At 61.4% G+C, this 14,387-nt stretch carries 14 protein-coding genes; 9 read left to right on the top strand and 5 right to left on the bottom strand.

Going from position 1 to position 14,387, the window contains the following annotated elements; translation table 11 throughout:
* Window positions 1-55 precede the first annotated feature (55 nt).
* Complete coding sequence (secD, locus tag HB393_RS11340; RefSeq protein ID WP_213805285.1) at window positions 56-1,663, bottom strand: protein translocase subunit SecD; 1,608 nt, start codon at window positions 1,661-1,663, stop codon at window positions 56-58.
* 191 nt (window positions 1,664-1,854) lie between these two features.
* Window positions 1,855-2,163, bottom strand: coding sequence for a preprotein translocase subunit YajC (gene yajC, locus HB393_RS11335; RefSeq protein ID WP_213805284.1), 309 nt, complete (start codon window positions 2,161-2,163; stop codon window positions 1,855-1,857).
* 235 nt (window positions 2,164-2,398) lie between these two features.
* Here yajC and HB393_RS11330 point away from each other — a divergent pair, with 235 nt between their 5' ends.
* The 3 genes from HB393_RS11330 (at window position 2,399) to HB393_RS11320 (ending at window position 5,165) form a co-directional block, all read left to right on the top strand.
* Entirely contained in the window at window positions 2,399-3,307 is a 909-nt protein-coding gene (locus HB393_RS11330) for an NADP-dependent oxidoreductase (RefSeq protein WP_213805283.1), read from the top strand.
* 201 nt (window positions 3,308-3,508) lie between these two features.
* A complete protein-coding gene (locus HB393_RS11325) occupies window positions 3,509-4,018 on the top strand; it encodes a heme-degrading domain-containing protein (protein ID WP_213805282.1) in 510 nt (169 codons plus the stop codon).
* 175 nt (window positions 4,019-4,193) lie between these two features.
* A complete protein-coding gene (locus HB393_RS11320) occupies window positions 4,194-5,165 on the top strand; it encodes an MBL fold metallo-hydrolase (protein ID WP_213805281.1) in 972 nt (323 codons plus the stop codon).
* A gap of 39 nt (window positions 5,166-5,204) precedes the next feature.
* Here the strand turns inward: HB393_RS11320 and HB393_RS11315 are convergent, their stop codons facing one another.
* Together HB393_RS11315 and HB393_RS11310 are read right to left on the bottom strand one after the other, a co-directional pair.
* A complete protein-coding gene (locus HB393_RS11315) occupies window positions 5,205-6,350 on the bottom strand; it encodes a M20 family metallopeptidase (RefSeq protein WP_213805280.1) in 1,146 nt (381 codons plus the stop codon).
* Window positions 6,351-6,435: 85 nt separating this feature from the next.
* Window positions 6,436-6,867, bottom strand: coding sequence for a hypothetical protein (locus HB393_RS11310; protein WP_213805279.1), 432 nt, complete (start codon window positions 6,865-6,867; stop codon window positions 6,436-6,438).
* A gap of 163 nt (window positions 6,868-7,030) precedes the next feature.
* On the opposite strand from HB393_RS11310, the gene lpxC reads away from it, so the two are divergent.
* From lpxC to HB393_RS11280, 6 genes are all read left to right on the top strand, one after another.
* A complete protein-coding gene (gene lpxC, locus HB393_RS11305; protein ID WP_213805278.1) occupies window positions 7,031-7,954 on the top strand; it encodes a UDP-3-O-acyl-N-acetylglucosamine deacetylase in 924 nt (307 codons plus the stop codon).
* On the top strand, window positions 7,947-8,456 hold the full coding sequence (gene folK, locus HB393_RS11300; protein ID WP_213805277.1) for a 2-amino-4-hydroxy-6-hydroxymethyldihydropteridine diphosphokinase: 510 nt from the start codon (window positions 7,947-7,949) through the stop codon (window positions 8,454-8,456). Before lpxC ends, folK begins: the two co-directional genes overlap by 8 nt.
* A 75-nt stretch (window positions 8,457-8,531) precedes the next feature.
* Window positions 8,532-10,352 carry a tetratricopeptide repeat protein gene (locus HB393_RS11295; RefSeq protein ID WP_213805276.1) on the top strand — a complete coding sequence of 607 codons (1,821 nt, stop codon included), beginning with the start codon at window positions 8,532-8,534 and terminating at the stop codon, window positions 10,350-10,352.
* A gap of 174 nt (window positions 10,353-10,526) precedes the next feature.
* Entirely contained in the window at window positions 10,527-11,312 is a 786-nt protein-coding gene (locus HB393_RS11290) for a hypothetical protein (protein ID WP_213805275.1), read from the top strand.
* Between the two features lie 17 nt (window positions 11,313-11,329).
* Window positions 11,330-11,641, top strand: a complete 312-nt coding sequence (locus HB393_RS11285; RefSeq protein WP_255550991.1) for a metalloregulator ArsR/SmtB family transcription factor — start codon at window positions 11,330-11,332, stop codon at window positions 11,639-11,641.
* 265 nt (window positions 11,642-11,906) lie between these two features.
* On the top strand, window positions 11,907-12,659 hold the full coding sequence (locus tag HB393_RS11280; RefSeq protein WP_213805273.1) for a glucose 1-dehydrogenase: 753 nt from the start codon (window positions 11,907-11,909) through the stop codon (window positions 12,657-12,659).
* A gap of 78 nt (window positions 12,660-12,737) precedes the next feature.
* Here HB393_RS11280 and HB393_RS11275 read toward each other — a convergent pair whose 3' ends face one another.
* Window positions 12,738-14,366 (bottom strand): multicopper oxidase domain-containing protein, encoded by a 1,629-nt coding sequence (locus HB393_RS11275; RefSeq protein WP_255550990.1) that lies wholly within the window; start codon window positions 14,364-14,366, stop codon window positions 12,738-12,740.
* Window positions 14,367-14,387 lie beyond the last annotated feature (21 nt).

Raw genomic sequence — 14,387 nt, 5'->3', positions numbered from 1 at the left:
TCAAAATCCAAACGCCACGGCCAGGTACCTCGCCGCGGATCATCTCCGCCGCAACCTAGATCGACAACGCCGCCCCACGATCCTTCTTCGACAGAATCGTGTCGAAGATCAGCCGCGAGACAAACACCGCCGTAAACAGGTTGGCCGCCAGACCGAAGACCAGCGTGACCGCAAAGCCCTTCACCGGCCCGGTCCCGAACAGGAACAGAATTCCCGCCGAGACGATGGTCGTAACGTGCGTATCGACGATCGTCACCCAGGCATGGGCGAACCCTTGCTGCACCGCCGAAACCGCCGTCTTGCCCGCTCGAAGCTCTTCCCGGATGCGCTCGAAGATCAGCACATTCGAGTCGACGCCCATACCGATCGTCAGGATGACACCCGCGATGCCCGGTAGCGTCAACGTCGAGCCAGTAAAGCCCATGAACCCAAGCAGGATCAGCAGGTTCAGCATCAGCGCCAGATCCGCATTGATGCCCGCGCCCTTGTAGTACACCAGCATGAACAGCATCACAGCGACCATGCCGACCACCGATGCCATCACACCCTGGCGAATCGACGCAGCGCCCAGGCTCGGCCCGACCGTCCGCGTCTCCAGGTAGGAGATCGACGCCGGCAGAGCGCCCGTCCGCAGCATTAGCGATAGATCGTCCGCCTGCTGCTTCGTGAAGCCGCCCTCAATCTCGCCCCGGTCGCGAATCGCCGAGTTGATCCCCGCCACCTCGCGCACCTTGTTATCCAGCACGATGGCCATCGAACCCGGCGTAGCGCTCGAAGCCTGATGCTCCTGGGTGTACTTATAGAAGCGGTCCCCCGCCTCCGTCGTCAGCGTAAACGTAATATTCGGACGCCCGTTCTGGTCCTGCGAAGGCTGCGCATCGCGGAAGTCCGTACCCTCCACCTCGCTCGCACGCTTCAACAGCCAGACCTGCTCCGGAGCGCCCGCCGAACCGGTCCCCTTCAGCAACATCGCATCCGCCGGAAGTACACCCGCATTCGCCTGCAGCGCATCCTGATCCGTCGCAAACGGCCCGCCCACCACTGCATGGATGGCCAGCTTCGCGGTCGACTGGATCACCTCTTCCACCTGCCCCGGATTACTGATACCCGGCAGCTCCACCAGGATCTGGTTCTCGCCCAGGCCGTACTTCTGAATCAGCGGCTCCGCCACGCCCAGCTTATCGATGCGCTCGCGGATCGTCTCGATCGACGTGTCTACCGTGCGCGTCGCCAGATCCCGCTCCGCCGACTGCTTCATCGTCAGCGTCGAGCTGCCGTTCGACCCCGACGCCACGTCATAAATCGAGTAATCGCTGTTTCCCAGCACCGTGCGCACATCGCTCTGCTTCGCGACCGGCACGCCCGAGACCACAATCGCCTGCGGCCGCGACGGATCCGTCTTTCCCACCGTCGCGCCTACCACGCCAGCCTTCTGCAGATCGGCCTGCAGCCGCGCCACATCGCGATCCGTCGCCGAAGCGATCGCCTCGGCCACATGCACCTCGAGCACCAGGTGCGTGCCGCCCTTCAGGTCCAGGCCCAGATGGATCCGGTCCGTAATCGACTGCTTCAGTCCGCCATGCGGAATACCCACAATCCCGAATACGAAGACTACCAATACCGCTACGATGAATGCCGACTTACCGGCCAGATTCTTGCCCATGATTTTTATTGAAGGCTACAGCCGCGTGACCAATATCCCAGCCCCGCCGCCGCTATCCTTGCTTCTTCCTCGACCGTATCAAACGGCTATATCGAATGAGTGAATTTGCTCTGTCTACTGGCTACTACCAACCTGCTGCAATCTTTACTCTTACCCGAACCCGAAATCCCGTTTTGAATCATCCGTGAAATTTAAGCTTCATCCGGAGTCGTCATCGCCGAGATCGCGCTTCGCACAAACTCCAGCTTTACGCCGTCCGGCTGCACGCGCAACACGACTACATCGTCCTTCACGCTATGCACCGTCCCGCGAATGCCGCCATTGGTCGTCACCTGATCGCCCGACTTCAACTGGCTCAACATCTCCTGCCATTTCTTCTGCTTCCGCTGGTTTGGAGCAATCATCAAGAAATACAGCACGACAAAGAACAGTACCGGCAGCGCTAAGCCGCTCAAGCTGCTCAGTCCGCCCGACAAACCCTGCAACCACATCGCTGGCATCGCCACTACTCCATTCACCATCTAACTCTTTGTCAACCGGACTATCCGTTTCGGCGGCTTTAACCATAAGGACCAGCTTCGGACGCAGCTTCGCCGCGCGCCGAAAACTACGCTCGACCCCTAAGCATCGCGTAACCGCCCGCCCCTGTCAAGAAATGTCCGCGTCACCATTGCCCTTCCGTCACCTCTGCTCCCGCCGGATCTTCGCGCATCCTACCGTCGAGAGGTGCCATCCATGAAAGCCGCAGTCCTGCACGAATACGGTCCCCCGAAGAATCTGAAGTACGAAGACATGCCCGACCCCGTCCCCGCCGAGGGTGAGGTTCTCGTCCGCATCGCCGCCGCCAGCATCAACCCCATCGACTGCAAGATGCGCAGCGGCGAGGCTAAAGAGAACTTCTCCGTCGAGTTCCCCGCCATCCTCGGCCGCGACCTCGCCGGAATCGTCCACGAGATCGGCCCTGGCGTCACCGGCTTCGCCCCGGGAGACAAGGTCATCGCCCTCACCTGGAAGACCTACGCCGAACGAGCCGTCGTCCCAGCCTCAGAGCTCACCCTCCTCCCCGAAGGCCTCGACCTCGCCGAATCCGCCGCCCTGCCCCTCGTCACCCTCACCGGCGAGCAACTCATCACCCGCGGCGTCCAGATCCAGTCCGGCCAGACCGTCCTCGTCACCGGAGCCGCCGGCGGCGTAGGCCGCTCCGCCGTCTGGACCGCCAAAAAGGCCGGAGCCATCGTCATCGCCGGCGTCCACAAGTCCCAACTTAAAGAGGCCGCCGGCATCGGAGCCGACGAGATCATCGCCCTCGACGACTCCGCCGCCATGCAAAAGCTCGGCTTCCTCGACGCCTTCGCCGACACCATCGGCCACGAGACCGCGGAGAAGCTCCTCGGCAAGGTCAAGTCCGGCGGAACCTTCGCCTCCGTCCTCAATGTGAGCTCCTACGCCAAACTCAACCCCACCCTGCGCATCGTCTACGTCAGATCCGTTCCCGACGCAGCCAGCCTGCGTATCCTCGCCGAAGACGTCGCCGCGGGCCACCTCAAGATCCCCATCGACCGCATGCTCCCCCTCGACGAAGCAGCAGCAGGTCAGGCCGCCGTAGAAAAAGGAGGAATCGGCAAAGTCCTGCTCCTCGCCTAAACCTCACATACAGCGGCCCAATTTGGATCCATGAGCGGACGATCTGAGCCCGGGATATCGATATAAATCAAAGAGGGGCTTTTGCCCTGGACCTTCTTCTCAGAGAAGCGTAGGTCCTGTCAGCCGAAGCCCCTTCTCAATCATTCCCACTCCAAAAGCAGCTATCCTGAAGCCAACTTCACCGAAGCGCTCAGGAGCCGAATGCCGATCCCCGACGACCTCACCACCCTCGCCCTCCAGGAAAAAGAGCTTCACTTCCCCCAGTTCGACCACGACACCGCATGGGCCCTCGGCCTCATCCTCCGCGAGCTCGCCGTAGCCCGCAAACTCTCCATCGTCATCGACATCCGCCGCTTCGGCCAACCCTTCCAGCCCCTCTTCTACACCGCCCTGCCCGGCACCACCCCGGACAACTCCCGCTGGGTCCTGCGCAAATCCAACACCGTCGCCCGCTTCCACCGCAGCTCCTACGCCGTCGGTCTCTACCTCAAGCACACCAACACCACCATCGCGGAAAAGCACTCCCTCCCCGACGAGGACTACGCCGCCCACGGCGGCAGCTTTCCCCTCCACGTCGCCGGAGCCGGAGTCCTCGGAGCCGTCACCGTCTCCGGCCTACCCCAGCGCGAAGACCACAACCTGGTCATCGAAGCCCTCTGCCTCCAACTCCGCCTCGACCACCAATCCCTCCGCCTCCCCACCCTCCAATAACTAAACCCACACCAGGAACAGCTACTGGAGCGAATGCTCCACCCTTTTGCAGGCTCATCGCAGACAGGGTGGAGTATCGGGCAGAGCCGACCGACCTCCACTTCTTGTTCAATTGAACCCCCAACACCAGAGCAGCTCGGCTAAACTCAAGGGCGAAAGCGACAGGAGGCATTCCATGGTCCCCCAAGCGTCAATCGATATCACACGTCGTCACTTCCTCACTACGGGAGCTCTCACAGTGGCCGCGGCATCTCTCGCTCCCGGCTCCTTACTCGCCCAGAAAGACAACCCGACCGGCGGCCTCGTGGGAGGCGCCTTTAAAGAAGCCGCCACGGAAAAGGTCACGGTTCAAACCCTTCGCCGCAATATCAGCGTCCTGCTGGGCGCGGGTGGAAACATCGCCGTCCTCACCGGTCCAGACGGAAAGCTGCTGATCGATGCGGAGATCGTCACCGCCCGTCCCAACGTCTCGAAGGCCCTCGCCAGCATCAACGGCGATCCCATCAAACAACTGATCAACACCCACTGGCACTTCGACCACACCGGTGGCAACGAGTGGGTCCATGCAGCCGGAGCCAGCATCCTGGCGCACGAGAACACCCGTAAACACCTCTCCAAGCCCACGCGCGTCGAAGGTAACTGGCAGTACACCTTCCCAACCGCGCCGGCGGGTGCGATTCCCTCGACCGTCTTCACGGACGACCACTCCCTGCACTTCAACAACACCACGCTCATGCTGAAGCACTACCTGCCTGCCCATACGGACTCCGATATCTCCGTGCACTTTCCTGAGGCCGACATCCTTCACACCGGCGACACCTTTTGGAACCGCGACTACCCCTTCATCGACTACGCCACGGGAGGCAGCATCGACGGCCAGATCCGCGCCGCAGAGGCCAACATCACAAAAGTAACCTCCAAGACGATCGTCATTCCAGGACACGGGCAGGTGGGCAACAAAGCCGACCTCGTCCTGTTCCGGGATGTGTTGGTCGAGATCCGCGGCAAAGTTGCTGCCCTCAAAAAACAAGGCAAACCGCTCCCTGAAGTGATCGCGGCAAAGCCCGGCGCACGCTACGACGCGGAGTGGGGCAAACTCTTCCAGAACCCAGCCGACTTCGTTGCACTCGTTTACCAGGGCGTCTGAGCGCAAGGAGCCCGCAAGGCATCCGCTGTAACGCCGACTTTAGTCGAGCGTAGCCAGCATCGCGGCGAGCAGTGCAGTACGTGGGATGAGGTGTTCGGTAAGAATGTGCTCGTGCGGGGCATGGGCTCCAGCGCCGATGGCTCCCATGCCATCGAGCGTCGGCACGCCGAGGGCGGCGGTGAAGTTGCCGTCGGAGCCTCCACCTGTGGAGGACTCTTCAAGCGAGAAGCCAAGCCGCCCGGCTAGTTGTTTGGCCTGCTTGAACAACGCGATGGTGCCGGGCTTGCGCTCCATCGGCGGCCGGTTGATGCCTCCGGTGATCTTGAGCGTGCAGCGGGGATCGGTAGTCTTGAGGCTACGAAAGAGCTTCTCTACGTGACGGGCGTCAGTGGTCTTGGCGATGCGGACGTCGACCTCCACCTGCGCATGCGCGGCGACGACGTTGGAACGGGTGCCACCGGAGATGACGCCGCAGTTGACGGTGAGCTTGCGGTCGAGGTCGGTGAAGGCCGAGATGGTCTGGATCAGGCGGGCGAGCTCAAGGATCGCGGAGTGGCCGGCCTCGAAGTCCACGCCGGAGTGGGCTGCGACGCCAGTGACCTCAACGAGGTAGTGGCCGACGCCTTTGCGGGCGGTCTTGAGGGCAAGGCCCTGGGCTGGCTCAAGCACCAGAACAGCAGAAGATTCGAGTGCCAAACGCTCGGTGATAGGACGCGAGACGGGACTGCCGATCTCCTCTTCGCTGTTGAGCAGCACGGTGATGGGGCGGTTGATCTTCAGGGCCTTAAGGGCCTCTATCGCCGCCAAAGCCATCACGACTCCGGCCTTCATGTCGAGCGTGCCGGGACCTTCGATCTTAGTGGCGGACTCTTTCCAGGGCATGTTGGCGAGGGTGCCGAGCGGCCAGACGGTGTCGAGATGGCCTAGAAGGAGAATGGGCTTCTTCTGCGAGCGCGTAGGGCCGAAGCGGAGCTCCAGAACGTGGCCGAACTCTCTCTGCTTGTGATACTTGGCTCGACCGCCTAACTCCCGGGCCCAGCCCTCGGCAAGAGCCATGGCGGCGTTGATCGTGGCGGGGTCCTCGCTGGGAGACTCCTGCAGGACGAGCTCGCGGAGGTGGGAGACGATCCAGGGTCGGCGGGTTTCGAGGTGGGCTAGGAGGGCTTGGGGATCCAGCGGGGCCATGGATGGATGCTAATGCAAAAGGCTAACGGTGATGAGAGGGATAACTGCTGATTAGAGCTTGAGGATGGGCTGTTTACTGCATCGATTACTGTTTGCTGCCGTATGGCAGCGTCCTTGGCGCGGACGCCGCGATGGCGGCTCGAAGACTGAGGAGCAGCAGGACCAGGGTGATGGTCGACTGGATCAGGACGCGGGGGTCCAGGATATTTCCTATGAGGCGGCCGAAGGTAAGGACGACGCCGAGCCAGGCGAGGCAGCCGGCGGCGCAGACCCAGGCCAGGGTGCGGTCGTTGGGGCGATTCACGCGCATCAGGTTGAGGGCAGCAAGCAGGAGCTCCGCGATGCCGCCTGAATCAGCCCAGAGCAACGCCATAGGGTTCGTCTTGTAAACCGCATAGGACCCCATGCAGTGCAGGAGGGCGCCCACGATCATAAGGCCGCCGAAGAGGCGATCCAGAAGGACGAAGCGGGCGGGTTGTCCGGTTGCTTCCAGCGAGGCGGCCAGGGGTGTTTGCACGTTGCCGTAAGCTACCGCCTCCTAATTTCATGTGTCAAGGGGAAATAGCGGGCGCCCGGGAGGGGGAGTGACCGCCCGGATACGTGCTCTCAAGTGTGGCTTTTTTGCCACAGTAACCGGTTTGGCGGGGGATGTAGTCTAACTGGTGCGAACAGGAGTGTGTGTGGCGCTTGAAGCTCACTATGAGCGAACGATCCTTTCGGAGATAGAGTTCAACGGAGTTGGGCTGCATAGCGGCGCTCCGGTGAAGATGCGATTGGTGCCCGCGCCCGCTGGCTCAGGCATCGTCTTCCGGCGGACCGACCTGGATAACTTCGAAATTCCCGCGATTGGCCGCAATGTAGCGAAGGTGAGCTATGCGACGAGCCTGATGCGGGGAAGCGTCCTGATCTCGACCACCGAGCATCTGTTATCGGCTCTGATCGGCTTCGGTGTGGATAACGTCATCGTCGAGGTGGATAACCTCGAGGTTCCCATCCTGGACGGGAGCGCTTTGCCGTATGTCCTGGCCTTTCAGACACATGGGTTGAAGCAGCAACGCCGTAAGCGCGAGTATCTGAAGATCCTCAAAGAGATCGAGGTCCGCGACGGCACCAAGTTTATCGGGGTCTACCCGGGGGAGGGCTACCGGATAGAGTATGCGATCGACTTCCCCGCGCCAATCGGGGTGGAGACCTTTCGCGGAGACCTGGCGACAGGAGATTACGTGGAGCTGATTGCTCCTGCGCGAACCTTTGGATTCAAGGAAGACGAGGCGATGCTCCGGAACATGGGGCTGATCCGCGGAGCCTCGGACGAGTGCGCCATCATCCTCTCCAAGCGTGGAGTCGAAAATGGTCCACTGCGCTTTATGGACGAGTTCGTACGGCACAAGGTGCTGGACCTTATCGGGGATCTGGCGCTGGCAGGACGGCGGATTCAGGGACGTGTCGTCGCCGAACGCGCCGGTCATGCGATGCATACGGCTCTGGTGCAGAGGCTGATGAGAGACCGGTCGGCGTGGGAGCTGGCGCATGGATACGACGAGGTGGGCTCGTCTGTCCAGGAAGTAGAGATCGCCGTGGGGATGCAGGCTGTCCATGCCTGAAGGCCGGTCGACCGCGGATCTTTCGGAGCCAAAAAAACAACAGCCGGCTGCAATTGCACTCGGTTCGAATGTGGGCGACCGGGAGGCGAATCTTCGCGAGGCCGTGGAGCGGCTGGGTGCTCTGGGGATAGTCACCGCGGTCTCCTCGTTTTACGACACGGCTCCGGTGGGATATTTAGATCAGCCCCGGTTTTTGAACGGAGCCCTACTGCTGGCGACATCGCGAACCCCAATCGAGCTGATGCGGGAGCTGCTAGCAGTAGAGCGGGCCATGGGGCGCGAGCGGGAGACCGTCGTCCAAAAGGGGCCGCGGGTCATCGACCTGGATCTGCTCCTGTTCGGCGACGCTGTGCTGGAGACCGAGGAGCTAAGTCTGCCGCATCCGGCGATGGCGGAGCGGCGGTTCGTCCTGGAGCCGCTGGCCGAGATCGCCTACGGAATGGCCCACCCGGTACTAGGAGCGACCGTAGGAGAGTTGCTGGAGCGGTTAGGCACGGCGTAGGTCTCCCCTCAAACTGCGTACAGTTATAGGTAAAGATAAGAAGTCGGAACGACTTCGTTCGAGAAGAGGGGATTCATGAGAGCTGCTTGTCTGCGGTTGGCGATGGTGATCTGTCTGGGTGCAAGTCTGGTGGCGGTGGCCGAACAGGCCTCCTGCCATATGGCGACGGAGTCCGATGAGATGGTAGCGCCCGAGAAGCTCCCGGCTCCATTGAAGCTGACAGGGATCGGAAACGGTCATATCGAGATCACCTCCTCCAGCCCGGAGGCCAAGATGTGGTTCGACCAGGGCCTCAACCTGCTGCATGACTTCTGGGACTACGAGTCGGCGCGGGCATTCGAGCAGAGCGTGCGGCTGGATCCGAAGTGCGCGATGTGCTGGTGGGGACTCGCGCAGGCCGAGGCGTTTCGCAGGGACAACACCACCACCTGGTCCGACGACGCGCTGAAGCGTGCGGTAAAGCTGGCGAAGGACAAGAAGAACACCACCGAGGCGGAGCGCCTCTACATCGAGGCGGCAGAGGCGGCTCACAAGGAGCAACCGACACGGTCAGGCAAGGGACCGAACACCGGCGGCAAGGATGGAACGAAGCCCGTGGCCTACAAGGACTCGAAGGAGACCAAGGTCTTCCGAAAGCTCGTAGCTCTGCAGCCGGACGACGTACAGGCAAAGATCTTTCTCGCGGAGTCCTTAATGGACGGCTTCGAGAAGGACGGCAAGCCGAAGCAGGGAACGGTACAAGGCCAGGCGCTGCTCGAGGCTCTGCTGGTCACGCACCCCGAAGACACGGCCGCCAACCACTACTGGATTCACGCCATGGAGCCGAGCCTGAATCCCGAGAGAGCGCTGGTCAGCGCAAGAAAGCTTGGCCCGTTGACGGCGTCCTCCGGCCACATGGTGCATATGCCCGGACACATCTTCTACCGGACCGGAGACTACGAGACAGCACGGACGTCCTTCGTCAACTCAATGGAGGTGGATGAGGCCTACATGAAGGCGCAGGGCGTGAAGGTGGAGGACGATTGGAACTACGTCCACAACCTGATGTACCTGATCGCGGATCTGCTGGAGGCAGGACGCATCGGCGAAGCCACCGAGATGTCCGCCAAACTGAACGCCGCGCATGGCAGGTACGGGACCTCGCTCTACATTCGAAGCGCGCGGGACCAGATGACTCGTCTGAGCGAAGAGCTGCCAGTGGCGTTGCGGGCGGGGGAGTGGTCGCGCGCGACGGCGATGCTGGAGAAGAGTTCGCCCGAGAAGGATTGGGTGAATCTGGTGGCTCTGCGAGACTCGCTGCTGGACTACACACGAGGTATGGCGGCTCTACAGGACGGCGATATCGCCAAAGCAGCAAAGTTCAGCACAGCGTTGGAAGAGCGGGTGAAGACCAAGCCCGACGCTGCAGCAGGGGGCGCTCCCATGGCGGCGATGCCAGGGATGGCAGGGAAGAAGGACGCCGCGCCAGGTCCGATGCATAGCTACATAGGAGTAGCGGCGCTGGAGCTAAAGGCCGCGGTAGAGATGGCGCAGGGCAAGGGTCCGGAGGCCGAGGCCAGCTTCGCAAAGGCCACCGCCGCCGAGAAGGATCTGGGCTACCGCGAACCGCCGTTCTACATCCGTCCGGTGGGTGAGACGCGGGGAGACGCCCTGATGCACGCGAAGCGCTACAAGGAGGCCAAAGCGGCCTACGAGGCTGCGCTGGCCGAGCGGCCAAACTCGGGCTATCCGCTGTACGGGATCGCCGAGGCAGAGGCCGCCGCAGGAGATCTCGCCGGAGCGCGGGCCGCCTACGGAACCATGTTGAAGGCCTGGGCGACAGCCGATGCTGGACTGCCGCAGATGGTAGCGGCGAGGGCCTGGATACAGGGCCATACGGCTGCCGCAGGCGAGTAACGGGGCGTATTCCTTTCCCGCTGAGCACTTGAAATCGCTGTACTGCATCTTAAGAACGTTGATCGCCGGAACAGAAGGGCGTACAGAATGCCGCAGACCAAGGGAGTTGGATTGGCACAGCCAGGGAGATTTCGGCATCGAATCAGGCGTCGAGTCAGTCTAGGGCTTTGCATAATGGCCGCGTTCTCCGGCGGACGGCTGCGCGGGGATATGGCGCCCAATGCGTCGGCCAAGGAGGTAGTGCAGCGCATGCTGGCGGTAGAGGATGCGGAGGCGCTACGCAAGGGCCGCTACGTCTACCTCTCGAAGGAGCGGTCGGAGCGCACCGGTGGCCGAGAGTGGACCGAGCGCGTCGTGGAGACAAGTGTGGGCCGCATGCGGCGTCTGGTCGCGGAGGACGGTCACGTCCTCACCGGACAGCGGGCGCAGGCAGAGCAGGCGCGGCTGGCAGACATCGCCAGCGACCCCGAGGGCTTTCGGAAGCGCTCGGAGGCGCTAAAGAACGACGAGCAGCACGCCAAGGAGATGCTCGGGCTGCTCTCGAAGGCGTTTCTCTTCGACGGGATGCACCGGGAGGGTGATTTTATGAGAATTAATTTCAAACCCGACCCCGGATATGCACCTCAGTCCTTGGAAGAACGGGTGCTCCACGGAATGGTCGGAACCATGTTGGTGGATACAAAGACATTACGGCTCCGTCGCCTGGAAGGACGGCTGCCGGCGGACGTAAATCTCGGCTTCGGATTGCTTGCGACGATCAAGGCGGGCAGCAACTTTTCGACCACACGAGAGCCGGTTCCAGGGAATGAATGGAAGACCGCCGTGTTGGATACAGATATCAATGGGCACGCGATCTTCTTCAAGGCAATCGGGAAGAAGGCGCATGCGGAGCATACTGAGTTTGTACCAGTCCCGATGGAGATGACTGTGGCTCAGGCGGCCGCAATGCTTCAACGGTAAATTGGGAGTAGATGACTATGGCGGAGATGACGGAGCGGGAGTTCAGGGCAATCAGCAAGGCGATCGGCGAGCCGAGAAGATTCCAAATCCTGCGGCATATTGCAAGAACAGACTGTATGGCTTGCTCGGATCTGCGAACGCAGTTTCCGATCTCGGCGGCGACGTTGTCGCATCACCTGAAGGAGCTCGAGTCCGCAGGTCTGATCGATACAGAGCGGCGAGGAAAGTTCATGGATGCCAAGTTCCGCAAGCAGGTATGGCAGGGATATCTTGCGGAGCTTAGGCTTCTACTCACTGAATGCGAGTTTGTGACGCCCGTCGCCTCGTAGAATCTCCAACCCGGCAGAGGCGGCTTCGCGCTGACCTATACGAATGACGATGACCCGTCTTTTAAATAAAGACCACAACGGGATCTGACAGATAAAGACTGACAGGACGAAGCTTGCATTAGCTTCGTCCTGCCCCTCCGCCTCTTCCTTGGCGAAGGGCGAAGTTGCAACGCATTCTTGTTGAATCGTTTATTAGACCTCCTCATCTGCTATTTAGATACTTATCGAAACATCGAACAAGATGTGCGATGACAGAGGACGAGAGATGGGTACGTTAACAGGCAAGGTTGCAGTGGTAACGGGAGCGTCAAAAGGTATTGGCGCATCGATTGCAGAGCACCTGGCGGCCGCGGGAGCATCTGTAGTTGTGAACTATGCGAGCAGCAAGGCGGGCGCGGACGTAGTCGTCGCGCACATTACGGCCAAGGGCGGCAAAGCAATTGCCGTGCATGGCGATGTATCGAAGCTGGAAGATGTGACGAACCTCTTCGCCGAGACCAAGAAGGTCTACGGCAGGTTGGACATCCTGGTCAACAACGCGGGAATCTACGAGTTCCTGCCGCTGGAGTCCATCACTTCGCAGCACTTCCATAAGCAGTTCGACCTGAACGTTCTGGGCCTGTTACTGGCGACCCAGGAGGGCGTAAAGCTGATGGGACCAGAGGGCGGATCGGTCATCAACATCAGCTCGATCGTAGGTCCAATGGCGTCTGCCCAGGCGTCGGTGTACAGCGCGACCAAGGCGGCTGTGGATGCGATCACGGTCTCATTGTCGCAGGAGCTGGGACCGAAGAAGATCCGCGTGAACTCTCTGAATCCCGGCATGATCGAGACTGAAGGATTGCACACCGGCGGGATCGCAGACAGCGACTTCCGCAGAAGCGTGGAGGCGACGACGCCGCTCGGACGCATCGGGCAGCCCAACGACATCGCCACAGCAGCCGTGTTCTTCGCTTCGCCCGATGCGGGCTGGGTGACAGGACAGGTCGTGGTCGTGGCGGGTGGAAAGCGTCAGTAAAACTTGTTCTGAAGACGAATTGAAACAGAAGAGGAGGAGCGGCCAGCGCTCCTCCTCTTTATTTAAGCCACGCTGGCCTCAAGCAATAACCTCGAAGGGCCGCATCATGTCGTTGGCCTCATGCTCGAGGATGTGGCAGTGATAGAGATACTTTCCGGCATAGCCCTCGAAGCGAACGATGATGCGGGTGATCATACCGCCAGGGCATTGAACGGTGTCCTTCCAGCCGAGTTCGTTGGGCGGGGGCGGAACAGCCTCGGCCGTGAAGCGGAGCTTCCTGTTGAGCAGATAGTCGGTAGTGTCGAAGGGACGCCGGTCGAGAATCTGAAAGCGCACCAGGTGAAGATGCATGGGGTGGGTGTCTTCGGTGAGGTTGACGAACTCCCATATCTCGGTGGAGTTGAGCTTGGGCCGCTCGGTGACGGGCTCGTGCCAGTGCTTGCGGTTCAGCAGCATCACCATCGATCTCGCGTAGTCGTCCTTGTACTCGTGGAGCGTGATAGCGCGGGTCGTGATCGCGGCTGACTCCGGCGTGCGCAGAACAGGGCGTAGCGTGCGAGGAATGAACAACGCCGGAGCGTTGATGGCAGCCTGCGATGCCACCCGAAGCTGCAGCAGATCCTCCGCTCCGGTGCGCAGCGTGAGCGTCTGTCCGGCAGCGTGGCTGAGATCGATCAGCAGATCCGCCCGCTCCGCCGGAGCCAGAGAGACATGCTTCAGCTCGACCGGCGCGGCGAGCAGGCCCTGGTCGCTGCCGATCTGGATAAAAGGCTGATCGTTGGAGAGGGACAGATTGAAGAAGCGGCTATTAGCCACGTTGACGACGCGCAGCCGGTAGACTCGCGGCTCGGCCTCGAAGTACGGACGGATCTTGCCGTTGACCAGCAGAGCATCGGCGCTGAACTCGGGAATCCACGGATGCTCCGGATCGCCGGAGGTGTCGTAGAAGAGCTGACCATCGGCGGTGAAGTCGCGGTCGTAGAGCAGGAGCGGCAGCTCGTACCTTCCGCTGGGAAGGTTGAGATCTTCCTCCACCTTATCGCGCAGAAGGAACATGCCGAAGAGTCCGGCATAAGTATTCAGCCGATTGAGACCCATCGCGTGGTCGTGATACCAGAGGGTCGCGGCGTCCTGCTGCAGCGGGTAGTGGCAGGTGCGGCTGTGGCCGGTCGCGAACCAATCCTCGGGATAGCCGTCGTCCTGGGACGGAACCTTCGCGCCGTGCAGATGAGCGATTGCGCGAACCTCGGGGACGTCGCTTCCGCAGCCGTGGAGCGAGTGGTCGATAGGAAGGAAGTGCCGGATGGGAAGGTCGTTGGTCCAGCGCACTGTAAGGGCTTCGCCTGAGCGCGCCTCGATCAGAGGAGCCAGCGCGCCAGGTCCGTAGCTCCACATGCGCGTGGGTGGAACGTCGCGATGCACCTTGGCGTGAATCTCCTGCATGGAGAGGGTGAGGGTCTGTCTTCCATCTTGAAGGTGAGGACGCGCAATCGCCGGCAAGGGCAGGGGATCGACGAAGGAGGGAAGCTCGCGGGCCTGCAGCATCGGAGCTTTGCTTCCAGGCGCATTGGGACGGGCAGTTGGCCCCTGAGCCGGACGCTGCCCCATCTGCATCGACGCCATCTTCTGGGAGAAGGCAGTCGAGGAGCGATAGAAGAGGCCCACTGCGGTGGCTTGCTGAAGAAATCTACGGCGGGAGGGGGACAAAGAATGTGCTCCAGCATCGCT

Origin of the sequence: Granulicella sp. dw_53, assembly GCF_018449545.1 — a bacterium.
In the GTDB taxonomy this organism is placed as follows: domain Bacteria; phylum Acidobacteriota; class Terriglobia; order Terriglobales; family Acidobacteriaceae; genus Edaphobacter.
Note: the sequence above shows the minus strand (reverse complement) of the source record. Positions and strands in the feature narration are given on the sequence as shown.